Source organism: Tangfeifania diversioriginum, assembly GCF_900141875.1.
GTDB lineage: Bacteria > Bacteroidota > Bacteroidia > Bacteroidales > Prolixibacteraceae > Tangfeifania > Tangfeifania diversioriginum.
Genome location: NZ_FQZE01000007.1, coordinates 110,903 through 135,629 on the forward strand (window position 1 = coordinate 110,903; position 24,727 = coordinate 135,629).

The following is a 24,727-nucleotide window of genomic DNA, read 5'->3' on the forward strand; positions in this document are numbered from 1 at the left end:
TAAATTAGGTGAATTTGGATTTTTTTTGTCCGCGATAATTTTTTACGCATTGTGCCGGATTTATTTATAACTTAGCTGTTCGAACCGATTACAGATAATGCGTTTTCAAAAGAATTCAGAAAGAAAGTTATAAATGAGAATATTACAGTCGCTACTTGTTGTTTTATTGATTTTACCGGTTGTTTACAATTCGGAAGCCGGTGAGAATGATGAAAAGTTAGTATATAAATTCAATATTAAGGAAGAAATTGCGCCGGCTATTTGGCGACAAACACAACAGGCGTTTGAAGCTGCCGATACATTGGGCGCCGATGTTTTTCTGATTCACATGAATACTTATGGTGGCACGGTGCTTGATGCCGATTCCATCCGCACTAAAATTCTGCAAAGTACTATTCCTGTTTATGTTTTTATCGATAACAATGCAGCCTCGGCCGGAGCCCTGATTTCTGTTGCCTGCGACAGCATTTACATGCGTCCTGGCGGAAGTATTGGCGCTGCAACGGTTGTTAACCAAACCGGCCAGGCTATGCCCGACAAATACCAAAGCTACATGCGTTCTACCATGCGTGCCACTGCCGAAGCCCACGGGAAAGATACTATCATTTCAGGAAATGATACCATTTATAAATGGCGACGCGACCCGAATATTGCTGAGGCAATGGTGGATCCTTCTGTTTTTATTGAGGGCATTATTGATACAGGCAAGGTGTTGACTTTTACTCCGGGTGAAGCCATCGAATACGGTTTTTGCGAAGGTGTGGCAGAGAACATCCCGGAAGTGCTGCAAAAAGTTGGTATTGAAGAATACAGAATTGTGGAATATTCGCCATCGTTTATTGAAAGGATTATTGGCTTTTTAGTAAACCCCGTAGTTTCCGGATTGCTTATTATGGCAATTATTGGTGGAATTTACTTCGAAATGCAATCGCCGGGCATTGGGTTCCCGATTGGAGTGGCCATTCTGGCTGCCGTGCTATATTTTGCCCCGCTTTACCTCGAGGGGCTTGCCGCTAACTGGGAAGTTATCGTTTTCCTGATTGGCCTGATTTTAATCGCAGTGGAAATATTTGTAATTCCAGGGTTTGGCGTGGCCGGAATTTCGGGGATTTTGCTGGTATTTATTGGTTTGGTCCTGAGCTTGGTAGGAAATGTCGATTTTGATTTTAGCCCTGTTGATACCGGTAAAATGGGGGTGGCTATTATGACTGTTGTGTTTGGTCTGTTTGGCGGATTTATATTAGCACTTTATCTGGGCAATAAGCTGTTTACAGCCCAATCTGGTGTTTTCAAAAACCTTTCCCTGAACACTGTTCAGAATATCAGCGAAGGATATTTGAATGTAGAATCATCATTTTTAAACCTGAAAGGAAAAACCGGAACTGCACAAACCGTTTTACGTCCCGGAGGAAAAGTTATAATTGAAGGCGAAGTTTACGATGCGATGGCTGAAACCGGTTTTATTGACAGCGGAGAAGATATTGTTGTTGTAAAAGTGGGAACCTCCCAGCTTTATGTTGACCGACCAGCGACTTAATTTTGGGTGAGGTAATTTTAAAAATTATAATTTTAGCATTTCGAATAATTTAATATAAATCTTTGTTTTGACCCTGTAAGCAGCAGTCCAGTCCACAAATTGTTGTTCGCTTGCGGTTAAAATGACGGAAACAGCTTGCTTCCCAAATAGGTTAACACTTCATATCTCAGTGATTTAAGTTAAAAACATCTGGTGAATTATTTTTATGAATTGAAAACCAAAACAAAGTTCTCATTCAGCGAACTGAGCGATCAGGTGGGGATAGTATTAAAAATAAGTGAAATTAATACCTTAAAAACTTTTATTTTTAATTTTCATTTCATATATTTGAATAAAATGTTCATTATAAGGGGATTGTGCAGTTGATTCTATTGAGGTTTTCACGAATGAATTATTCGCTTATAAGAATGCAGACATGTTTTAACAGTGTCAAAAAGTGGAATCAGGCAACAATTGAGAATATGGATTCTCCTGGACTGATAAACACAAACGAATGAGATATTCTTTTCTTATTTAATTACTACCTTACTTTCAGACCCCGGGTAGCGGAATTAAAAAATTGATTCACTTTCGGCAAACTAATAAAGCCGAAAATTGAATACCATATAGAACACAAAATATTTATTGAAAATAACAATGTGAATTAAATGGTTCTGATTACGTACACACAACCTAAACAAATCTTGACACGAATGGCGTACCTGGCAAATTTTGCCCTTAAGCCGGAGCCTCCGGATTTGGGGATGCTCCAATTTTCAAATAGTACCATGAGTTTTCTTCTGATAAAACCGGATTAATCTGATTCAATCAAATACAATTAAAACATTCAAATTTAAATTCAAACAAAATGAAAAAACTATTTACTTTTCTCGCAGCAACATTTGTAATTACCACATTGCACGCAAAAATTGTTTACCTGAACAACAACCTCGAGTCTCCCATCATTAGTGAAAACGTGTTTATTAACTGGTCAGATGCGTATGCCGCGGTTTCAGACGGAGATACGATTTATGTAACGGGTAGCAACATTAACTATGGTGATGTGACGATAGACAAACCTTTAACGCTTATTGGTCCTGGCTATTATCTGGATCAAAAAATGGAAACACAAATTAATAAGAGGCCTGCAAATTTTGGTGGAATTATTCTTGCATCAGGTAGCAACAATTCAAAGATTGTAGGTATTGTATGTCCTTCAGGTGGTTCATACGAAGGAATTTTCCTTGATGATGGAATTGATAATATTACCATTGAAAGTTGTTTTATTCCCCGAATTGATATTGAAGATGATGACGGGACGGTATACAATAATATTCAAATAAAAAAATGTTATATCTGGAGAGCCGGCCTCCAAAGTGGAACAGGTAGCTATGACAACGGAATATGCACCAACTTGGTTTTCTCTAACAACTTGGTTGTAGGAACAATGCGGGTGCCGGGAGGTTCTGATGGGGTAATTATCCACAATTTATTTATGGATAATAATCTTTATTTTGGTTCAGATTCAAACCTGGAAATATCCAACAACATTTATCTTAATGAAGATGAAGATGATTTTACGATTCAACCACTTCCCGATGTTTCCGTCCATCACAATGTTTCCTTAACCGGTGCATTTGGAAATGAAAATGACAACTTCTCAGCTCCACAAAGCACGTTGTTTATTTCCGGAAGTGATGTTCCTGATACTGATGCACAATACCAGCTCTCTGAAAACAGCCCGGCCAAAGGTGCAGGAACAGACGGAACCGACATCGGTCCGTTTGGCGGCCCGGATCCGTATCGCTTATCGGGACTGCCCAACCTACCCAACATTTACGAGCTTTCAACGGGTGGGTTTGTATCCGGGGATGAAATGTCTGTTCAGATAAAAATTAAACAATAAGCGGGAGGATTTGACTATGAATAAATATATTTTTCTCCTGTCCTTATTCTGGACATTTACCACTATGGTCTCCGCACAAAACATTACCCGGCTCGAATACAGCATCGACGGTTTTGTGGCGGAAGGAAAAGGAACCACACTCGAAATTCCGGGAAATTTAATGGAGTTGGATGATGCATTCAATATTGATATTTCAGGACTGGAATCCGGAAATCATACCATCCATTTCAGGGCAATGAACGAAGATGGAGCCTGGTCGTTTGCTGCCGAGCGCTCGTTTTACATTCCTGAAGAGCCGGTTACAGATGGTATTGTAGCCGTAGAGTATTCTATTGACGAAGCTGTAAAAGAAGGCGATGGAAACCTGATTGCGCTGCAAAACGGTACTAACCTGTTGGACAGTACCTTTAAGTTTGATATCTCTAATCTCGAACCTGGAATTCACAACATTTACATGCGTGCGAAAAATAAACTGGGAGTCTGGTCGCTGCCGGTTGCAAAATCGTTTGTAATCAGCGAATCGGATACTGCGAAAATTGAAAATATTTTTTATCGCTTTTATAACGATGAATTTGAAAGTATCTGGATGAACGCTTCTGTTGATCCGGCGCGTAAAAATGTGGATTCAACAATTATGGCTTCCGTAACCGGGTTGAACCTCGATGAAAATTATTCCATTGAGTTTTATGCAGAAAACAATAAAGGAGTGCGGGGCTATTCGGTTTTTCTTGAAGATATAAACCTGCGGCAGAACAATGCCCCTGAATCGTTAAAAGAAAACCTGGAGTTGTCGATGTCAGTAAATCAAAATCTGGAAATTTCAATGGACTCCCTGTTTCAGGATGCCGATTTGGCATTTGGCGACAGCCTGGCCTACATGATTTCAGCAATGGATAATCCGGATATTTTTGATTTTTCATCGTGGAACACCCCGGGTATTTTATCGCTTACCCCTTCTGCCGGGCAAAACGGAAACTACATATTCTGGCTGAAAACAAATGACTTGGCACTCGAATCGGATAGTATTCAGGTTGCTTTAGCTGTAACCGGTTCAACAGGGATTGATGATCAGCCGGCAGAAACAAAGTTCAATATTTATCCGAATCCGGCCAGGGATTACCTTACTATAAGATGGAATGATTATTCGCAAAACGGTTACACGCTGGGACTTTTAAATACTACAGGGCAGCTATTCATTAAAAAGCAAGTAGCTGAAAGTGAACATCAACTCGACCTGCGGGAATATTCCGGGGGTATCTATTTTATTGTTCTGCAAAACGATGAATTTACAATTAGGAAAACGGTTATAATCGAATGATTTTAAAAGGATATCATGATGAAGAATAAAATAAATAAGCAAAACGATTCTGCCCGAATCAAAAATAAATATGAAATTGAAAATCGTTTCAAAAGATATTTAGCAACAGTAAAAATTTCAGCCAGTTTAATGCTGATATTTGGCTTGCTTGTTTTATCCGGCTGTAGTAAAAATGATTCGGAATTAGAGAACTCACCTTGTGAAAGCCGGACAGGTAATATTATGAGTGCCAAAGTCAATGGTGATCAAATATGTACTGATCTTGGCTCGGCCCTTTTAATAAAAACAAATGCAACACAGTTAACAATTGTTGGATTATTTTCCAACGCCAATCCGGCGGCTTCCATCACACTGAATATATTAAATCCTGAAACCGGAACTTTCGAAATTGCGGATGGACAATATGGCGTTGACGATGGTGAGAATATTTACATTGTCGGTGAGGAAGTTGGAGCGGGAACGGTATCAATTACCGAGCTTTCCGAATCAAGGGTAAAAGGCACGTTTGAGTTTACAGCAACTGGCATCGATACATCAACAGATAATCCAAACGGAGAACAAATAGAGGTTAGCAGTGGAACTTTTGACTTTGCAATTTTAGGTGAGTAGTTAGTAGCAAAAATATTTAATGGCTTAAATATGAAAACACAATTTTATTTCTTATTTGTTGGAATATTCTTTCTGGGAATTGTTTGCACTAGTTGTAAAACAGATGAACCCAGTTACTTGATTGAAGAAAACGGTCTTTCGTATGAAATCAACAACTTGATTTCATCTGATATTTTCAATATCCTCGATTCGCTGGGAATGCCCATTCATACCGGGGGGAATCCGGCAAATATTGAAGGCACCTTTCTTGTTTCGCAGCCTGTCTTGTTATCTAGTAATCTTAAGGATGATTCTGTTGGTTACGAATTTGAAGGTATTCGGATTTTGTTTTCCGGTAAGAACAACGAGGAGCTGAAGTTAATGGCAAAATTTTCACAGGATTCATCACAAGCAGACTGGCAGGAGAGTTTTATTTCAGGAAATGGGAATGATTTTTCCGTTTTTTCGAAAATAAAAACATTGAACAGCACCGGTAAAGATTCTGCCTTTTCTGCCCAAATTTATTCAGGTACATGGAGTTCAGATGGATTAACGGATTTACACATGGCTGTGGTTATGTTGGACAATTACAATAATCCTGATGGCAGTTATATTGACGTGGGGAGTGCACGATTGATTTTTGATAAGGATGGATTCTCTAAAAAAATAGATAATGAATAGTAAAATGGAGATTTTAATTGCATCTGTTTAGTAAGTGAAAATTAAAATTTTATGATATGAAAACAAATATTAATCACATTTTAGCAACATTATTCCTTGTTGGGATAATCGCCACTAATTGCAAAAAAGATGAGATGAATGATTTAATCGAAGAAAATGGTTTATCGCGAGATATAAATGATTTTATTCCACAGGATATTTTGGATATTCTTGATTCGCTGGATATGCCCATTAATACCGGCGGAAATCCGGCGAATATCGAAGGGACATTTCTAATGAATCCATCAATTTTAATGTCGAGCAATATTGAAACAGATATTATCGGTTTTGAATTTAATGAATTACTGATTTCATTCTTCGAACAAAATAATGATGAACTTACCATAACAACTCAATATGTAGAAGAAGATGCATCTCAGGAAGGAGAAGGTTATGGAAGCTTCCTTGTAGGAGAGGGAAATGATTTTTCAGTGTTTGCCAAAAATATGACATATGACACATTCGATAACGATTCGGCCTTAAATACAATTATTTTCACAGGCACTATCGGAGAGGAAGGAATTGAAGATTTGCATGTTGCCGTGGTCATGTTAAATGATTTTGGAGATCCGAACAATCAATATATTGAAATTGGAGACAGCCGGGTGCTTTACGATGAAGATGCTATTTCCGAGCGTACCGAAGAATTTAAATCAATTCAAAAAAAAATGCAACAGGATATTTCAGAGGAAGATAGCAGACGTGGAATGGTAGAGTCGGATAAAAAGAAAGGTCGGGAATTATGAATCAAAATATGTATTAATCATTTAAAGCAAAAAAAAATGAAAAAGACATTAGCAATAATTTTGGTTTGCTGCATGTATGTATCTGTTCAAAATGCAGTTGCGCAAAACAACAAAGACAAAAGATCGGATGTGAATACAACATTCGAAGCCATAAAAGAAAAATGTAAAGATATTCCGCTGGATGAGCGAATTCGCATAACCGTTGCACGCTTTTCTGCAACAGCATCAAATGCACCATCTGTTCTGGGCGAGAATATGAGCACAATGCTCACTAATGCACTCAGTGAGGTCAACTGTTTTAACGTGCTGGAGGAGCAAAAAAACATGGCGGATGTTACCTCAGAAATCGACGCTTCAAACTCCGAATATTTTAATTCAGCCACTGGACTGGAAAAAGGGAAATTGAAACTTGCACAGATTGTTGTTACAGGTGAAGTTACCGAATATAATTCTTCATCTACAGGAACCAGAGTTTTGGGAATTGGTGGGGCTGTGAAAAAAGCGAAAATTGGATTCATTTTAAAAATAATAAATCCGCAAACTCGTGAAATTCTAAAATCAAAAAGCATCAATACTGAAAGTACAACAGCTAAATCTTTTAGAGTGAGTTTTTTAGCTCACAGTTCTGATACTGATCCTGCGGTTGCTGATGCTCTGGAAAAAGGAATAATTGAGGCAACTGAATATCTTACAGATGAAATGGATAATATTCCGCTGCCTTCAGAAGATGAACTGGGTTCCAACCTTACGATGCTAATCGTTAATGATGTCTCTTTTTCTGAAAAAAGTACATTGCTAAATTTGATAGAAAGCCATTCTGAAGTAAAAAAGGCTGAACTTTCAAAATTTGCTGATAATACAGCGATATATTCGGTCAGACATGTTGGAAGTACCGATGAACTTGCAACCATTATTGACAGGAAGTACGGAGGCCAATTTGAAATTACCGGTGTTCAATCGGGTGAGATTGCTATGAAATCAAAGTAAACTTTCATAATCAAATTAATGAAAATTACATACCTAACAATTACCGCAATTTTCCTGATAGCTAACTTGCTTGCACAAGATCAGGAACTAGAGGAAAAACTGGATTTTCTTAAGGAGAACACAGTTCCGGTGAAAGACAAAAGAACCGAATACCGGCAGACTTTCAGCTATGATCCCGAGAACTACCTGTTGCTGTCAATCAGTATTGTTGATTCCCGTAAAGGAGAAGAAATTATTATGTCGGTAAATGCGATTGACATTAACCCTTTCCTGGTAAAATTTGAACCCAGTAAAGAAGTCGTGGAAATTACAGCCGGCACAAACGGAGGGAGGGATTTGGTTAAGGTTGTAGAGGATGGTGAAATTCAGAATTACGATGACGAGCTGGTTTTTTATGCCTCAGGAATTGAAGAAGCGCGGCAACTGGCCGATGCGTTGAAGGCAGTTGCCGAATACGCAAAAGACAATTCAGAATCATTAATAAGTGTCAGCAACGACAAGCAAACCTTACTGAATGAAATCGACAATGCAATTCAGGAAGTTAAAGTTAACGATGACGTTTATGTTCAGGAATTTAGTTTTGATTCGGAAAACAACAACATTGTAACCTTTAAAATAAGCAATGCCACCGGTGATGAAGTAGAACAGTTTACAGTTAATATTGCAGACTTGAACTTGCATAAAATTGATTTTGAGACTGATAGGGAAGAAGTGGTCATTCCCGTTGTAACCAAAGGCGAGCGCGATTTGATTGCCTATACCGAGAATGGCGAAACCGGTAATTATACAAACGAACTGGAATTAAAAGTAAATTCAATTGAAGAAGCCCGCATGCTTGAAGCTCAGCTTGAAGCACTTGTTGCACTGGCCGAAAAAGAGGAAACCGTAGATTATTCAAGCTTTTCTTACCAGCAGTGTCTTGATATTCTTCAGAATAATATCGGACAGGTTGTGATTAACCAGGATGCGTATGATCAGGAATTTGAGATTTCTCCCGATAACGACCTCGTATTTATTTATACACTGAACGATGTTTCGGAAGGTGAAAAATATGAATACGTTGTTAACGCGGCCGATTTTGGTAAGGTTCCGGTAAATTTTGATACGGACAAAAACAGCGTGTTGATTGAATTAAAGACAGCAGGTGATCGTGAATTGATACGGGTTACCGAAAATAACGAAGATGTGGACTATGAAAGCGAAATGAAAATCAGAAGTCCGGATGTGGAAACTGCTCGTGAAGTGGCTGCTGTTTTTTCCCGTTTTAACCAACTGGCTTTGGAAAAAATGGAAAAGTCAGTTGCTTTTCCTGATGTTTCCGAAGCAGAAAATTATGTGCTTAGTGCTGTTGCAGATGTTGTGGTGGAAACCGATACGTACCAGCAATCGCTTGAAAAAGGAAGCAGCGAATGCCTTCTTAAATACAATTTAACCGATGTAAGTGACGATACGAGATATGTTTATGAATTTAACCTGAAAGACGTGGATGTCAACAAAATTCATTTTGAAACCGATGGCGCCGAGGCGTTGGTTACCATTCAAATTAAAGGGGAAAATGATTTGGTACAAGTTTATGAAAACGGCGAAGCAGACGATTTTACAGATGAATTTCAAATTAAGGCAAAAGACTTAGAACAGGCACGTAAGCTGGAAACCGCATTCAAAATGATGACTGAATCATGTATGGAAAATTAAAAAACATTTTTTATAGAAAGTTATGATACCAAACAAACGGCTTAATTTTTCGAGTAGAAACATTTTTTTTTGAATATTAATATAAAACTTTAGTTATTAACTTTATAAAACGAATTTCATGAAAAAATTTGCATTACTATTTAGTACAATTCTTTTTTTTGCTTTTGCATCAAACGCCCAACCTATTGAAGAAGGTGAATCTCAAGTTAATGTTGGGATTGGCCTTTCTACCTATGGTTTACCTTTTTACGGCGGAATAGAATTTGGTGTGGCAGAGAACATTTCAGTAGGCGGCGAGTTTAGTTACCGAAAGTGGGGTAAATATTCAGTTTACAGCCCTTCGATAATTACGATTGCCGGAATTGGAAATTACCATTTTAATGAATTGTTTGATGTGCCGCCGGAGTATGATATATATGCAGGCTTGTCGCTTGGGTATTCCATTTGGTCAGACAATGACAGGTATAGTTATTCATGGTTCAGGGGATCCGGAGTCTATTTTACCGGGCAGGTAGGTGCTCGCTATTTTGTGAGCGATAACTTTGCTATTAACGTTGAATTTGGCGGAGGAACATATTCCGGCGGAAAATTGGGTGTTACTTTTAAAATATAAACCCAATTAAGTTGCAAGAGTCGAAGGCTCATTTATTTGGTATTTATTTGATCTTGGGTAAATTATTTGCATTGTGTAACATCCTTTACTCCATTTTGTGTAGAATTTTTCTTGCCATATCACTCCACTCATTGGATCCCAGAAATTAACTGAACATTTGGGACAACAATTGCAAAACATTTACTATGTGCGGTACCGGAAAAGAACTGGAAACTGTGACTTCGGACGCTACTGAACTCTGATTGTCTCCACTTTCTAAGTCGTTTTCCGGTACCGCCAAATCGCAAGGCTCAAAAAGATAATCCCCAACACCACGAGTGAGAAGAATTCTTCCAGTAAATCGAAAAAACCGGAACCCTTGAGCAGGATGTTGCGCATGATTTTCATGAAATAGTAAATTGGGTTGAGGTGGTTGAAAGTCTGCGCCCACTCGGGCATGCTTTCAACGGGTGTGAAAATGCCGCCCATCAGAATAAAGATCATCATAAAAAAGAAGCTGATGAACATCACCTGCTGCTGGGTGTCGGCAACCGTGGAAATAAACAACCCGAGACCGAGCACGCCCAACAGGTAAAGTCCGGCAAAACCGAACAGCAGCCACAGGCTTCCCACAACCGGCAAATTGAAAACCAGCCAGGCAATAAACAACCCGAATGCGAGGTCGAACAATGCAATTATCCAAAACGGAACCAGTTTGCCGATGATGAAGTGATGTTTGCGAATGGGTGTAACATTAAGTTGCTCGATGGTGCCGATTTCTTTTTCGCGCACCAGGTTCATCCCCGACATGAACATTCCGATGATGGTGACCAGAATCGCCAGAATTCCTGGCGCCATGTACCACTTGTAATCCAGTTCATTGTTAAACCAGTAACTTTCTGTGATCTTTATTTCGTTTGGTGGCGTGAGATTAGGGATGCCCCGCCATTCCGCAATTAGATTTTGATTGAACCCGCCGAAGATTCGCGCCGAATAGGAATAGATGAGTTGAGCCGTATTTCCGTCGATGGCATTGACAAGCAGTTGCAGTTTTTGCTCGTTTTCGCGCACCAGTTCGCGTTCCATGTTGGCCGGGATTACAAGCACAGCATCTGCCTCGTCGGTCAGCATCATTTCCTCGCCAAATTGTTCATCGGGCACAATCGATGTTACGTTGTAAAACGGAATGCCGTCAAATTTGGCTATCAGCTCTCGCGAAGCAGAAGACAAATCGTAGTCAACCACCACCATATCGATTTTTTTCAAATCGTAGGTAGCTGCGAAAACCAAAATCAGCATTTGCATCAACGGCACCCCAATAATCATCGGCAGCATGGTTTTGTTCCTGAAAATTTGGAGGAATTCTTTTTGGAGAAGGTATTTTATTGTTTTCATTTGTTACAAGTTACAGGTTGCACGTTTTCTCCCCCTTTGGGGGAGTTAGAGGGGCTCTCACTCCAATCGTATCTTAAACTTCCTCACACTCACCGCCACAAAAAACAAAGTCATTCCAATCAATATTAGCGTCTCTTTCCAGATAAAGGCCATTCCGACTCCCTTGAGCATGATGCCGCGGATGATGGAAATGAACCAGCGGGCGGGCATGATGTGGCTCAGCCACTGCAGAATCTCGGGCATGTTCTCGATGGGAAAAATAAAACCCGACAACAGAATGGTTGGCAGCATCAGTACAATCATCGAAATAAACATGGCGGTCATCTGGCTTTTTGCCATGGTGGAAATTAGGATGCCCAAGCAGAGAGCCATCAAAATGAAAAGGATGGTTTCGAGCATCAGCAAAATAAAGCTTCCGGTAATGGGAACGCCAAAAACAAACAATCCGATAAGCACAATTACAAAAGCATTGACAATCGACAGCAGCAGGTATGGTAATACTTTTCCGATGATGATCTGCGCCGGTTTCAGCGGCGATACCAGCAATATTTCCATGGTTCCCAGCTCTTTTTCGCGGGTGATGGAGATGGAAGTCATCATTGCCGAAATGAGCATCAAAATCAGCGCCATCGTTCCCGGCACAAACATGTAGGCACTTTTCATCTCCTCGTTAAAATACATCCGCACTTCCGGCTGAATCTGCATTGGCAGCTCTTGATTGGGATTCATTTTTTGTACGTAGTCGTTGATGATGCCGCGGGTATAGGAAACGGCCAGCCGCGCCATGTTCGGGTCCGATGCATCGGCAATCAACTGCACGTTTGCTGTCCCTTCTTTTATTAGTTTCTCGCCAAAATTACTTTCAAAAACGATAATCTCCTTCACTTCACCTTTTCGGAAGGTTTCCTCTATTCCGCTGGTGTTTTGCAGATCGTCGACCAAAACAAAGTACCCCGACGAAAGCAGTTTGTTGGTAATCTGCTGCGTGGTTTCATCCTTAGATTGGTCGTAAATGGCAATCCGCACATCTTTGATTTCGTTTTTGATGACCGTTCCGAAAATCAGTAGCTGCGCCACCGGAATTCCGAACAAAATCAGCATCGTCCGCGGATCGCGAAAAATGTGGAAGAATTCTTTTTTGATGAAGGAAAGTAATTGAGCCATTAGTAGTTAGTTTTTAGTTTAAGCTTTTTTGTAATCCGGTAATCATTTTTTGAATTTTCTCTAACTCAGAAAATATTGATACGTAAATGTTGTGGTCGATAAATCCAAGTTCTTTGGAAATAATTAGTTGTGTTTCAAGTTCAAAAGAGGAATCTTTGGCAATATCTAAGAAATGCGAAAAATCTTTTTTTGTTCCCCTTCCGGCTCCTTCAGCAATATTGGAAGGAATAGAAACAGCACACCTCCTGATTTGTGAAGTAATTCCATAAATCTCTTTTTTGGGAAAGTTAATAGTGGCTGAATAAATGTTTGTTACAAGTTGAATTGATTTCTGCCACACTTTTAGTTCTTTAAATTTGTTCATGATTTTAAATTTTGATTAAACAATAAATTAATTTGATAATATTTACACTTGCTCTTTTTACTAAAGACTATTGACTAACTACTCACTACTCATTCATTAGTGATTGTTTCCTGTCCCCCTCCTTCGGAGGGGTTAGGGGAGGCTCTCGCTATCCTCAAAAACACCTCATCCATATCCTTGGCATTGTACTTTTCTTTCAGTTTTGCCGGTGTGTCAAGCGCTTCTATTTTGCCGGCATCCATAATTGAAACGCGGTCGCAGTACTCGGCTTCGTCCATGTAGTGGGTGGTAACAAATACCGTAATTCCATCGTTAGCGGCTTCGTAAATCATGTCCCAGAATTTGCGGCGTGTAACAGGGTCAACTCCTCCGGTGGGTTCATCGAGAAACACAATTTTGGGCTCGTGAAAAACTGCTACCGAAAATGCCAGTTTTTGTTTCCACCCCAGCGGCAGTCCGGCAATCAGCTTGTTTTTAGCTTTTTCCATTTCCAGCTTTTTAAGCAGTTCACCCATTTTTTCCTTTCTACGTTTGGGCGAAATCCCATAAATCCCCGCATAAAACCGAATGTTTTCGGCCACCGTCAAGTCCTCGTAAAGCGAAAACTTTTGGCTCATGTAACCGATATTCTTCTTGATTTTCTCCGTTTCGGTATAGACATCGAACCCGGCCACATTCAGTTTCCCCGAAGTAGGAGAGGAGAGTCCGCTAAGAATACGAATGGCCGTGGTTTTGCCTGCACCGTTCGCCCCCAGAAAACCAAACACCTCGCCCTTGTACACATCAAACGTGAGGTTATCGTTGGCCGTGAACGAGCCGAATTTTTTGACGAGGTTTTTTACTCTGATAATTTCTTCTTTCATAATTAAAAAGTTTACAGTCGCAGTCACAGTCGCAGTTAAAAATCTTTGCTGCTTCCGAATTTATCCGGATTATTCATCATGTAGTTAAGAAGTTTACCAATTTCCAGACTCTCTGCATAAAGTGATTCATGTTCTTCTTTTTGTAAATAATTGCAGGCTAATGCAAAATCCAGCCAGACTGCTGTTTCACTATTTTCACCATCAGAATCAGTAAGTTTTGTAATAAAGTGTTTAGGATATATTCGTTTTCTGTAAGCTTCGGCAAGATTTGCACAAGTGGATCTGGAGGAACGTCTGATTTGGTCTGTTAAAGAATATCTTTCTTCTTTTGGAAATGATTTTGAAATCGAATAAATTTTCATTGCCAGTGCAAATGCTTTTTTGTATGCAAGTAATTCTTTAAAATCCATAATTCTATTTTTTTGTTGATTAGTTACTTTCTACTCACTGCGACTGCGACTGCTCACTCCTCATAAGTCCCATAAATACATCCTCTATCCCAGGATTTATCTCTTCCACCAGTACATTTTTATGATTCTTTTTGTGGAGATAATCATCCAGTTCGCTGGGTTCCACATCGTCATCGGTGCCGGTGAAATGGACAAATTCACCAAATGCAAATACCGATTCCGCTTTTTCGTATGCCCGCAAATCCTGAATCAACCGGTAGATTTCATCTGAGCGGGCGCGAATGATGCGGTGCGGATATTTTTCGGTAATGCGTTGTGGCGAATCCACGTCCAGTATTTCACCCTTTTGAATCAGCGCCACACGATCACACAAATCGGCTTCGTCCATGTAAGGCGTGGAAACCAGGATGGTAATTCCTTTTTGTTGCAACTTTTTCAGCATTTCCCAGAATTCCTTCCGCGAAACTGCGTCCACACCGGTGGTTGGCTCATCCAGAACCAGGATTTTGGGCTTGTGAATAAGCGCGCACGATAAGGCGAGTTTCTGCTTCATTCCGCCGGAAAGTTGTCCGGCACGGCGGGTTTTGAATGGCTCAATCTGGTGGTAGATATCACGGATGAGATCGTAGTTTTCATCCACCGTGGTTCCAAAAACAGTGGCGAAAAAATGCAGGTTTTCCTCCACGCTCAAATCCTGGTACAGCGAAAACCGCCCCGGCATGTAACCCACGATGTGCCTGATTTTTTTGAAATTTTTCACCACATCCAGACCGTCCATTTTGGCCTCACCGGAATCCGCCAGCAGCAACGTTGTTAGAATCCGCATTAATGTAGTTTTTCCAGCGCCATCAGGACCAATCAGACCGAAGAGTTCGTTTTTCTCAACTTTCAGCGAAATGGATTTTAGCGCCTGTGTTTCGTTGTAGGACTTTGTTATTTCATTAATTATGATCACTTTTATTTTATTTAATGTCTTGTATTTTATTAATTTAGTCGCAGTCTCAGTTTTCAGTCTCAGTTAAAAAGCTTTACTGCTTCCGAATTTATCCGGATTATTAATCATGTAATTCAGCAGTTTTCCTATTTCCACACATTCAGAATGCAGAGAATTGTATGTTTCTTTTGGTAAGTATTTACATTCTAAAGCAAAATCCAGCCACACCACTGTTTCACTGTTTTCACCATCTGAATCCGTGAGTTTATTGATAAAATGCTTTGGGTAAATTCTTTTCCGATAAGCTTCGGCTACGTTAGTGCAGGTAGAACGCGAGGATCTTCTTATTTGATCGATTAAAGAATACTTTTCTTCTTTGGGGAATGAAATTGAGATTTTGTAAATCTTCATTGCCAGTTTGAATGCTTTTTGATAAACAATTAATTTTTTGAAATCCATTATCTCTATTTTTAAATTATTTTGTTTCTTTTTATCTGAAAACTGTGACTGCGACTGCTCACTGCGACTGTTTACTGTGACTGATCACTGCGACTAATATTAATCTCCCCCGGCATCCCAATCTTCAGCGTGCCGTCGTTTTGTACTTTAACTTTTACTGCATACACCAATTTTACCCGTTCTTCTTTGGTTTGAATGATCTTGGGTGTGAATTCGGCTTCCGATGAAATCCAGACCACTTCGCCGGCAAACGACTGGTTTTCATTTGCGTTTTTGTCCACGAGCACTTCCACTTGCTTTCCGATTTTTACATCAGGAAGTTGCGCGCCGCTGACGTAAACTTTCAGAATCAGATCATCCATGTCGGCAACTTTAAAGAGTGGTTTGCCTGGTCCGGCCAATTCACCCTGTTCAATATAAGTCTCCAGGACGGTGCCATTTGCAGGCGATTCAACCGTACAACGGTCAATTAAATCGCGTGTTGATGCCATTTGCGTTTTCAGCACATTCAATTCGCTGTTAACAGAGGTGAACTGAGTTTGCGTGCTTTCAATCTGGCGGTCTATTACTGCAATTTGACCAGTGATGTCGTCCAGTTGCTTTTTTGTGGCAGCACCGTCCTGCAGCATATCTTCCACACGTTGTTTGTCATCCAGCAAGTTTTCTTTTTGCTGTTTCAGCACATCGATTTGCGCCCGGATACTTTGCCGTTTCGACTGCACCGCTTTCTGCTGCGCTTCCAACTGTTTCAGTTTTAAATGAAGTTGTGTGGAATCGATAACCGCCGCCACAAAACCTTCATCAATTTTCTGTCCTTTTTCCACATTTAACTGAAACACTTTTCCGGATGATTCCGAAGAAACGATTACCGGGTCGGCTTCAAAGTTCCCGAAAGCATCTGATTTTTCCTCGTTGTTTTCGCATCCTAAAAACAGGATGGTGATTGCGATAATTAGATAATTGTATTTCATTGTTACTGTTTTATGTTTTGTTTTTATGCGCTTAGCGCGTTTTCTTTTATTTTCATTCACCAGGTGAACTTTGAGTCACCAGGTGAATTGGGTTGGTGGAGACGCACAATTGTGCGTCTCTACTGCCTACTGTGACTGATCACTGATCACTTTTGCCTCTGCCACTTTTCCCTGAATTATTCTTTGTTTCTCTATTGCTTCCTTCAACTGAATATCATGCAGTTCGCGATTCAACTTGGCAATAGTTTCAGCCTGCACATCGCGGACGAAATCCGCAGAGTTTATTGTTCCGTTTTTCAATTTTGAGGCAGTGGCTTTTGTGATTGCTGTTTTCAGCTCCACCAGTTTTTCGTCTTTTTCGAGCATTTTTTTTAGTTTCTCAATCTGCCCTGATTGCTGTGCCAGAAGCAGTTGAATGTTTTGGCTGAATGTATTTTCCTGTTGCTGTACCATTTCCTGACGGAGTTGTAACACCTGTTTTTGGCGTTCGGTCTGTTTCCAGTCGAACGGATTCCATGAAACGCCAACGCCAACCAGGTAATACGTATCAAATTTATCACTCAGCATATTTAACCCCGGTTTGCCATAACCCGCCTGGCCGAATCCAAACATTTTCGGGTTTCGCTTTTTATCGAGCAGATTCTTTTGCGTTTCCATCTGCGCCATTTGATTGGAGAACAACTGCAGTTCCGGACGCACAATTTTTGCATTATCCCCTGTTTCCGTCTTTTGAAGTTTGGATTCCGCCACAGACGTAATTTCTTCTCCAGTGAGGATGGAAAGCATTTTCAGGGCAGCGTCCTTTCCGGTTTCCAGTTGCAATTCGTTTTGCTCCAGTGTTATAATTTCTGCCTCAATGGAGAACGCCGCCGATTTCTCGACTGTTTGATTGCGGATGCCCGACTGCACCATTCTCAGTTTTTCCTGCAACACTTTTTTCTGCGCTTCCAGCACTTCGTTTTGCTGTTTCATTGCCAGAATTGTGAAAAAAGCCTGCGTCACCTGTTCGTTCAGTTTGTACAATTCTACTTCCAGTTCGCTGAGGTTACTCTTCAGAACAGCATCTTCCAGTTGTTGATTAGCCGCAGTCAGGCCGCCGTCCCAAATCGACTGCCGGAATTCTGCGTACGCTTTGTACTGATCTTTGGAAACCGACGGAACAGATACATTCGGCATGGAGATATCCACTTTCGTCACATCCGACTGGTAAGTTGCCTGTCCGTTGAGTGAAACCTGGGGCAGGTGATTCGTGCTGATGTTTTCCTTGTTCAACATCGAAATTTCCTGAAACAGTTCTGCCTTTTTCAGGTTCGGGTAATTTTCCCGCGTCAGTTGGTAACATTCTTCCAGCGTGACAGGTTGCTGGGCAAATGCCAATTGCACCGGAAGAAATAATAGGATAAGTAGTTTTTTCATTGTTGAATATTTTTTCATTTACTGGAAACTGCGACTGATACTGTGACTCATTTAGCTTCAAGTCGCAAGCTTCAAGCTTTCAGCAATATTGAATTCAGAATAAAATCTTTCACTGTTTCTTTTCGTTGTTTCAGAAATTCTTTGTACGCCTTTTTATCGTTATCGAAAAATATGAGTTGCATGAGCGGTTTGGCAGCAAATGGAAAAATGCTCAACCCAAGGATGTTGATCATTAATTCACGCGGATCCATTTTCCGGATGTTGCCCGCTTCCATCTCTTTTCCAAGCATGGTGAAAAGCTCGTGCAGATCAATTCCCTGCCCTTTAATTACGGAAGCGAGGAACTCAGGATCGCGGTGAATCTCTTGCAGAATGAATGAGGGCAAATACGGGTTCTTCATCAATAAATCAATGTATTTTTCTACAAAAATTCCAAGCTTCTTCTCGATGGGTATTTCAGCGTGGATAAATGCTTTGATATCAGGAAAAATCTGTTTGAAAACCTGTTTGAAAATGGCCTCAAACAGTTTTTGTTTCGATCTGAAATAGTAATGAAGCAGTGCTTTGTTGATTCCGGCTTCATTCGCAATTTCCTGCATGCGTGCGCCGTCCATTCCTTTTCTGATAAACACAGTTTGTGCGGCATCCAGGATTTTTTCTTCGGTGTTGTCTTTTTTTATGTTATTCATTATTGTCTGAAATTTAACTATTTTGTTTAACCAGATGGTCAAAATTAGATCATGTAATTGAATTGACCAAATAATTTAAGTAAAAAGTTTAACCAAATGGTTAAGTTTTATGTAACGTAAAAATATTGTTTCATTGGCAGACGATTTTAGCAATGAAATGGAATGTAATTAATTGGCGGAAATTTTGAAAGCTACATCTGGTTTTGCGGGATTCATTTCCGGAACTTTAATTTCCAGTATGCCGTTTTCAGCGGTTATTTTATCTGTTTTTATTGTTTCACTCGTCCAGGTGTTGAACCATTCAATTTCAAATTCTCCGTTTTGAGGTTTTTCTATTTGAATTTGAACACCGCTGATAGTACTTTCTTGGTATGAACGCGCCCATCCAAATGCGTGGTCGCCGGCATCCATCACGTAAACATCGGTTCCGTCAGCCGTTGCTTTTACCGGTTGGTACGGCAGGTTTGCAAAATCGATATCGGAAACAAAACCTGACAAATGTTGAAGGTGTTGCCAGTCCTGTTCGTTTAAATGTGTGTATTGCCACCAAACCGGAATTCCGGCCAGTCCGTTCGACAGGGAGACCCAGATTGCATTGTGATAGGTGGTGTGGTATTCTTCGCGGTCGTTTTCAAAATAGGCCAGATCTGCACCAGCTTCGCCAAAAATGGCTGGTTTTTCAAATTTGTTCCAGAATCGCTGAGTGGCCCAGGCGTAGTTGTACATGGCACTTCGCAGCGAGTCTTTCGGATATTTGAGCGGCCAGCCCTGTTCCGGATAAAAATGGATATTGGGAATATCATTCCGCTCGTAAAGCGGTTCGCGGTATTCGTTAAATCCCCCGCTAAAAGAGGCGGTGGTGGGGTGATTGTACGGATCATGCTCTTCGAAATATTTATCGCTTTTGGCCACCCATTCGTACGCCTCTTCGTGGCGACCCTTCTGCCAGCCGTCGGTTCCGTTCATTTCATTTATCAGCTCCCATATTCCCCAGCTGCGGCTGTGCGCAAAACGGGCAATCAGGTAGCGGTACTTCTTTTTCTGATATTCCCAAACCAGTGAATCGCTGTACACATCTTCCACATCGATTAAGTGGCGGTACGGATTTTTGTCCCATTCGGCAGCCCACACAGTCTCCGAAAACAGATCGTGTGGCCAGATGGCGTACATCAGTTTAATGTCGTTTTTTTCAAGAATGGTCAAAAGTGAATCAATCCGGCCCAATTTCTCCTGATTGTATTTGCCCAGTTCTTCCTCAATAATTCCGGTGCCGTTTACAAAACCGCCGTATCCAATGTCCCAGATAGCAAAAAGGTTGGCATCGTATTTTGCAAAAGTTTCAAAACGCTCCTGATCGTTTCTCCAGGGAGAATAAACACCCACTGCAAAATATGAGCTGCCGTCGTCGTATTCAAAGTAGTGCGGATTATTGTCCGATGGTTTTATCCAGCCGCGGTGTTCTGATTCCACCGCCCGGAAAGATCCATAGTCCGATGCTCCTGTTTTGTTTTGGTTGAAAACAAATAAACGGTAATTGTAAACGCCTGTTTCGTTTGGCGAAAAACGCAGTTTCCACTGGTTGGCATTGTTGAAATTATCGTAAAAACCGTTTATCCGGTAGCTTTTGCCTGACGGTGCACTGAAAATGGCATACACATCAATTTCTTCCGGATCGAAAGGATTTTCGTAACTGACATTTTCAAGTTCGATGTTCACTTCAAATTTCTCGTATTTCTTTACGGTTGATGTATTGGTTTTTGAAACAGAAATTTCGGGCAGAATGATTTCGGTATCCTGCGCAAATGCGGACAAGGAAAAGAGGCCAGAAACCAACATGATAGCTATTGATTTCCCGGAAAGATAAAAATTTGAATTCATGGTGTTGTTTGTTTCATTTTGAATTGTTGTCGGGCACTAAAATCACTTTGTTCAGCCCGGCCTCTTTGTTGTAAAGGCGATTGAACCAGTCGGCACCTTCGGAGAGCGGGGCAACAGCCGAAATCATTTTGCTGACATCCACTTTTTTGGAAGCGAGCAAATCGAGCACCAGTTCGTATTCGCCATTTATGGCGCAACTGCCCTGAACTTTAACTTCCTGTGTGACCACTTTTTGCAATGGAAACTGAATTTCGGGTGAAAGATTTCCTACCAGAACAACCGCGCCGCCTTTCCGGATGGAATTAATCGCTGTATTAACCGAATCGGTGATTCCTACCACTTCAAAAGCCAAATCGGCCCCCCGGTTTTTTGTGAGTCCTTCAATTTTATTAGGAAGATTTTTATCGTCGGAATTGAAAGTGTAATCTGCACCGAATTCCTTGGCAAGCTGCAATTTTTGTTCATCGATATCGACAGCAATAACCGGGGTTGTACCAAAAATTTTCAGCAGTTTCACTACAAATGTACCCACCATTCCGGTGCCCACAACCACCGTGCTGTCACCCGGTTTCAGCCCTGAAACGTTGATTGCATGGGCTGCCACAGCAATAGGTTCAACCATGGCGGCTTCGGTAAATGAAACATAGTCAGGAATTTTATGCAGGATGTGTTGCGGTACGGCCACCAAATCGGCAAAAGCACCGTGGCGTTTGAATTCTTTTGGCGAAACGCCCATTACCTGGCGGTTGTCGCTCAGGTTGTAGTGACCCTTCAGAGTGTACCAGTCGTTTAGCGGGTAAACCGTTGAATCGAAAGTTACACGGTCGCTTTTTTTCCATTTGGCAACTTCACTGCCTGTTTCAATAATTTCGCCGGAGGCTTCGTGCCCCATGACCAACGGAGGTTGTCTGCGGCCGGTGCTGCCGTCCATCCCGTGCACATCGCTTCCGCATATTCCGCAGGCTTTCACTTTTATCAAAACTTCATCAGACTGAATTTTTGGCTCAGGAAAGTCGCGGTAATTTAACTGGTTGTATTCATCAAGTACAAGTGCTTTCATGCTTAACAATTTAAAAAAGGTTGTTTTCAAAATGAGAAAATCAAAAAGGAGTACGGGAAGCACTCCTTTTTAATAATTAAACAGAATTTATAGTTTAACAGACGTAGTGATATTTTTTGCTTTACGAGATCCAAATTCAAAAGTTACTTCTTCTATTTTTTCAGTTAAAAACTGTATTCCAAAATGTTGTAACAGCGCATTTCAATAAATTGGATTTGAGATTTCTTTTTTTTTGATATCAATAGAGCTTAAATCTGGCTGAAATCCGCCGGCAGCAGGAATTTTTTTCGCACTTTACTAACGGTGTTGGCGTATTCCGGTTTATCCTTCATTTCTTTCCATTCGTTGCTTGATCCAAATTTGCCCCAGTTGGTTTCGCGTTGTTCCATGTCTTTAAACCAGAGCATGTAGGTGAGTGCCGGCATGAAGCGTCCGGCCAAAAGTTGCCCGAAAAAAACCGGATGCAAACCTACTTTTTCAAATAACGGCAATTCTTCTTTATTGAACATTTTAACTTTCCGGTGACCGGCATCCTCATTATAACTCTCGTATGTCCTCAGTTCAAACAAGCCACGGTTTTTATCGGGCATTTTAAAGTGCGGGATGCCATCGAAAGCTTCCATCAGAAAGGTTTCGTAACGTTCGTAAACCGGTTGGTCGGCAGGCAATTTAAAATATTCCTGTGCAGCATCAAGAAATTTTTTATCTGATTTCATTTCCTGAACTGCTTCCCAGTATTCCTGCGGACTTTTATGGGCGTGCAGAATATACATTGTTGGAGGATCTTCCAGACTGTATTCATTGAAGGCACCCACTTTGGCACCTCTCTTGTCCAGAAATGGAATAACGGCCTCGTTGTAATATTTTTTTAGCTGATTTCTGGCTCCGCCACCGGTCAACCGGAAAACTTTCAATTCGTAAAAATCTTTTTCTGCCGGAGGAACTGATGCTGACGCGTGCAGCGAACTTGCAGTGAATGCACTTCCGGCAACTACAGCTGATTTTTTCAGGAACGATCTTCTTTTCATTATCAATTTGATTAAAGTTATTGATTTTTAATTTGTAACTGCCAATATAGTAAATCTTACAATTATATAGCAATAGCAAGGGAAACAAATGAATAGTATTCTTGATTTGTAATAAATTGCCCGGTTTTTGTGGCAATAAAATTGCATTTTGATTTAAAAAGATATACTTGTTCTTAACTATATTCGTTTATCAATGTGAAACATTAAAATATAAATGCCATGAAAAGAATTATTTTTTCTTTATTATTTATTGTTTTTTCTGCGTCAGTAATTGCTCAGCCTACGTTTGATTTAGGCTTAAAAGCCGGGTTGAACAATTCGAAGGTAACCTTCAAAAAAAGCGAAATTAATTCTGAATCGATAATAAAATACCATGTTGGTGCTTTTGGACGTATCGGGTTTGGTCGAATTTTTGTTCAGCCCGAAGCCTATTTTAGCGCTAAAGGTGGAGAACTGGAGGGTGAAGCACTTGATATTGCTTCCAGTTTTAATTTCAATTCGGTAGATGTTCCGCTGCTGTTAGGTCTTAAAATTATTGATGGTGAAAGAGCCAATGTACGTTTAATGGGTGGGCCGGTTTTTAGTGTGCTCACATCCAATGAAATTGATGGCGACGACTTGTTGGAGCCCGAGTATTACAAAGATAACTACGTTGCTTTTCAGTATGGAATTGGAGCCGATTTAATGGGGTTTACCATTGATTTCAGGATGGAAAACGGTGCAAATATTTACAAGCACCAGGTAAATTCCGATTTGGATGGCAAAAACAGCACTTTTATGATTTCGCTTGGGTATAAAATTTTTTAGGAGCCCTTGAAATAATTGCCTTTAAACGCTTCTCATCTGCAGGAGCGTTTTTTATTTCACCGAAACCACACATCGAAATCCAATGTGCGACATGCCGGTGTCTTCGCTGCTTTTCATACGGGCTGCTGCCCGGTAACCCGAACAATAGGAATCATTGCATAAAAATGAACCACCACGGATGACCCTTTTGGCTACATTCGGTTCCATTGGGTCGTAACTTTCAGCGGGGCCCTGAGGATTGTCCGCAATCTTTTTCGTGTCAAATGTTTTGTAATAGTCATGATGATACAAATCGGCACACCACTCCCACACGTTTCCGGCCATGTCGTATAATCCGAAATCATTTGGTGGAAATTGTCCGACAGGAGCCAGTAATTTAAACCCATCATCTTGCGAATTGTAGAAAGGAAATTCTCCGTCCCAGCTATTCGCCTTTGGTGCGCCTTCATTTATTCTTTCAAAACCCCAGGAGTAAATACGATCGTCGTTGCCACCCCGCGCTGCGTATTCCCACTCGGCTTCGGTAGGGAGCCTTTTCCCGGCCCATTTTGCATACGCAGTGGCATCTTCCCAGCTCACATGCACTACTGGATGATTCTCCATTCCTTCGATGCTGCTTCCCGGTCCCTGCGGATGCTTCCAGCTGGCACCCCGAACCCAGGTCCACCATTGCGACACATCGTTAAGGTTAACGCGCTGGTCGGTGGGAGTAAATACCAATGATGATGCTTCCAGAAGACTGTCGGCTGGTTTTGGGGTTTCAGGAGGCAGCTGCTTTTTTAATTCTTTCCAGTCGATATCCTGCTCAGCTGTTGTAATATATCCTGTCTCCTCCACAAATTTTTGAAACTGGGCATTGGTAACCGGGTGTGGATCCATTAAAAAGCTGTTTACTTTTACCGGGTGAACAGGATACTCGTCTTCCCGTGCAAATTGCGCATCGCGTGCCCCCATGTTGAAAACTCCGCCGGGAACAAAAACCATATTTTTAAGTTTGGAATTGGTGGCTTTTAAGGAATCAATAATCGGAGTCAATTCTGAATTTTTTTTATCTGACCTGCTGTTTTGTTGTCGAGGAATAATATCAGTGACTGCAATTTCAGAATTAATTTTATTTTTCTCAGTAATTGATTTCTTGTTTGGGTTGTTGCAGCTCACTCCTATAACAAAAATTAGGCACAGTAATAAATTCTTAATTTTCATTGCTAAGGTCGTAGAGAT

24 protein-coding genes are annotated in these 24,727 nt (G+C 40.8%); 10 read left to right on the forward strand and 14 right to left on the reverse strand.

Annotated features, from left to right (window positions below; genetic code table 11):
* The first annotated feature begins 133 nt into the window (after positions 1 to 133).
* From BUC07_RS06350 to BUC07_RS06390, 9 genes are all read left to right on the forward strand, one after another.
* On the forward strand, positions 134 to 1,537 hold the full coding sequence (locus BUC07_RS06350) for an NfeD family protein (RefSeq protein WP_073167371.1): 1,404 nt from the start codon (positions 134 to 136) through the stop codon (positions 1,535 to 1,537).
* Between the two features lie 847 nt (positions 1,538 to 2,384).
* Complete coding sequence (locus BUC07_RS06355) at positions 2,385 to 3,422, forward strand: right-handed parallel beta-helix repeat-containing protein (RefSeq protein WP_073167374.1); 1,038 nt, start codon at positions 2,385 to 2,387, stop codon at positions 3,420 to 3,422.
* A 16-nt stretch (positions 3,423 to 3,438) separates the two neighbouring features.
* Positions 3,439 to 4,740 carry a T9SS type A sorting domain-containing protein gene (locus tag BUC07_RS06360; RefSeq protein WP_083578133.1) on the forward strand — a complete coding sequence of 434 codons (1,302 nt, stop codon included), beginning with the start codon at positions 3,439 to 3,441 and terminating at the stop codon, positions 4,738 to 4,740.
* Positions 4,741 to 4,755: 15 nt separating this feature from the next.
* Entirely contained in the window at positions 4,756 to 5,349 is a 594-nt protein-coding gene (locus BUC07_RS06365) for a DUF6252 domain-containing protein (RefSeq protein ID WP_139279493.1), read from the forward strand.
* 30 nt (positions 5,350 to 5,379) lie between these two features.
* The gene (locus BUC07_RS06370) at positions 5,380 to 6,009 is read left to right on the forward strand and encodes a hypothetical protein (protein WP_139279494.1); all 630 of its coding nucleotides are present in this window, start codon (positions 5,380 to 5,382) and stop codon (positions 6,007 to 6,009) included.
* A 56-nt stretch (positions 6,010 to 6,065) separates the two neighbouring features.
* Positions 6,066 to 6,794 (forward strand): hypothetical protein, encoded by a 729-nt coding sequence (locus BUC07_RS06375; protein WP_073167387.1) that lies wholly within the window; start codon positions 6,066 to 6,068, stop codon positions 6,792 to 6,794.
* Between the two features lie 36 nt (positions 6,795 to 6,830).
* Positions 6,831 to 7,781: a CsgG/HfaB family protein gene (locus tag BUC07_RS06380; protein ID WP_083578134.1), complete on the forward strand. Its 951-nt coding sequence runs from the start codon at positions 6,831 to 6,833 to the stop codon at positions 7,779 to 7,781.
* 18 nt (positions 7,782 to 7,799) lie between these two features.
* On the forward strand, positions 7,800 to 9,476 hold the full coding sequence (locus BUC07_RS06385) for a hypothetical protein (RefSeq protein WP_073167394.1): 1,677 nt from the start codon (positions 7,800 to 7,802) through the stop codon (positions 9,474 to 9,476).
* Between the two features lie 118 nt (positions 9,477 to 9,594).
* Positions 9,595 to 10,089 carry a YtfJ family protein gene (locus BUC07_RS06390; RefSeq protein WP_073167397.1) on the forward strand — a complete coding sequence of 165 codons (495 nt, stop codon included), beginning with the start codon at positions 9,595 to 9,597 and terminating at the stop codon, positions 10,087 to 10,089.
* A gap of 255 nt (positions 10,090 to 10,344) precedes the next feature.
* Here the strand turns inward: BUC07_RS06390 and BUC07_RS06395 are convergent, their stop codons facing one another.
* The 13 genes from BUC07_RS06395 to BUC07_RS06455 all read right to left on the reverse strand — a co-directional run bounded on the left by BUC07_RS06395 (position 10,345) and on the right by BUC07_RS06455 (position 22,699).
* Entirely contained in the window at positions 10,345 to 11,463 is a 1,119-nt protein-coding gene (locus BUC07_RS06395) for an ABC transporter permease (protein ID WP_073167400.1), read from the reverse strand.
* 57 nt (positions 11,464 to 11,520) lie between these two features.
* Positions 11,521 to 12,627 carry an ABC transporter permease gene (locus BUC07_RS06400; protein WP_073167403.1) on the reverse strand — a complete coding sequence of 369 codons (1,107 nt, stop codon included), beginning with the start codon at positions 12,625 to 12,627 and terminating at the stop codon, positions 11,521 to 11,523.
* A 13-nt stretch (positions 12,628 to 12,640) separates the two neighbouring features.
* On the reverse strand, positions 12,641 to 12,991 hold the full coding sequence (locus BUC07_RS06405) for a four helix bundle protein (protein WP_073167408.1): 351 nt from the start codon (positions 12,989 to 12,991) through the stop codon (positions 12,641 to 12,643).
* Between the two features lie 89 nt (positions 12,992 to 13,080).
* Entirely contained in the window at positions 13,081 to 13,854 is a 774-nt protein-coding gene (locus tag BUC07_RS06410; protein WP_073167413.1) for an ABC transporter ATP-binding protein, read from the reverse strand.
* Positions 13,855 to 13,889: 35 nt separating this feature from the next.
* A complete protein-coding gene (locus tag BUC07_RS06415; protein WP_073167416.1) occupies positions 13,890 to 14,264 on the reverse strand; it encodes a four helix bundle protein in 375 nt (124 codons plus the stop codon).
* Positions 14,265 to 14,298: 34 nt separating this feature from the next.
* On the reverse strand, positions 14,299 to 15,219 hold the full coding sequence (locus BUC07_RS06420) for an ABC transporter ATP-binding protein (RefSeq protein WP_217652655.1): 921 nt from the start codon (positions 15,217 to 15,219) through the stop codon (positions 14,299 to 14,301).
* Positions 15,220 to 15,282: 63 nt separating this feature from the next.
* The gene (locus BUC07_RS06425; RefSeq protein WP_073167422.1) at positions 15,283 to 15,657 is read right to left on the reverse strand and encodes a four helix bundle protein; all 375 of its coding nucleotides are present in this window, start codon (positions 15,655 to 15,657) and stop codon (positions 15,283 to 15,285) included.
* A gap of 71 nt (positions 15,658 to 15,728) precedes the next feature.
* A complete protein-coding gene (locus BUC07_RS06430) occupies positions 15,729 to 16,628 on the reverse strand; it encodes an HlyD family secretion protein (RefSeq protein WP_073167546.1) in 900 nt (299 codons plus the stop codon).
* 126 nt (positions 16,629 to 16,754) lie between these two features.
* On the reverse strand, positions 16,755 to 18,044 hold the full coding sequence (locus BUC07_RS06435; protein ID WP_175552476.1) for a TolC family protein: 1,290 nt from the start codon (positions 18,042 to 18,044) through the stop codon (positions 16,755 to 16,757).
* Between the two features lie 71 nt (positions 18,045 to 18,115).
* A complete protein-coding gene (locus BUC07_RS06440; protein ID WP_073167427.1) occupies positions 18,116 to 18,733 on the reverse strand; it encodes a TetR/AcrR family transcriptional regulator in 618 nt (205 codons plus the stop codon).
* A gap of 168 nt (positions 18,734 to 18,901) precedes the next feature.
* Positions 18,902 to 20,611: a DUF5060 domain-containing protein gene (locus tag BUC07_RS06445; RefSeq protein ID WP_083578136.1), complete on the reverse strand. Its 1,710-nt coding sequence runs from the start codon at positions 20,609 to 20,611 to the stop codon at positions 18,902 to 18,904.
* Between the two features lie 13 nt (positions 20,612 to 20,624).
* Positions 20,625 to 21,671, reverse strand: coding sequence for a galactitol-1-phosphate 5-dehydrogenase (locus BUC07_RS06450; RefSeq protein WP_073167433.1), 1,047 nt, complete (start codon positions 21,669 to 21,671; stop codon positions 20,625 to 20,627).
* A gap of 248 nt (positions 21,672 to 21,919) precedes the next feature.
* Positions 21,920 to 22,699, reverse strand: a complete 780-nt coding sequence (locus BUC07_RS06455; protein ID WP_073167436.1) for an NIPSNAP family protein — start codon at positions 22,697 to 22,699, stop codon at positions 21,920 to 21,922.
* Positions 22,700 to 22,918: 219 nt separating this feature from the next.
* Between BUC07_RS06455 and BUC07_RS06460 the strand changes: the two genes are divergently transcribed.
* Complete coding sequence (locus tag BUC07_RS06460) at positions 22,919 to 23,506, forward strand: porin family protein (protein ID WP_073167439.1); 588 nt, start codon at positions 22,919 to 22,921, stop codon at positions 23,504 to 23,506.
* Positions 23,507 to 23,557: 51 nt separating this feature from the next.
* Here BUC07_RS06460 and BUC07_RS06465 read toward each other — a convergent pair whose 3' ends face one another.
* Positions 23,558 to 24,709 (reverse strand): formylglycine-generating enzyme family protein, encoded by a 1,152-nt coding sequence (locus BUC07_RS06465; RefSeq protein WP_139279495.1) that lies wholly within the window; start codon positions 24,707 to 24,709, stop codon positions 23,558 to 23,560.
* Positions 24,710 to 24,727: the final 18 nt, after the last annotated feature.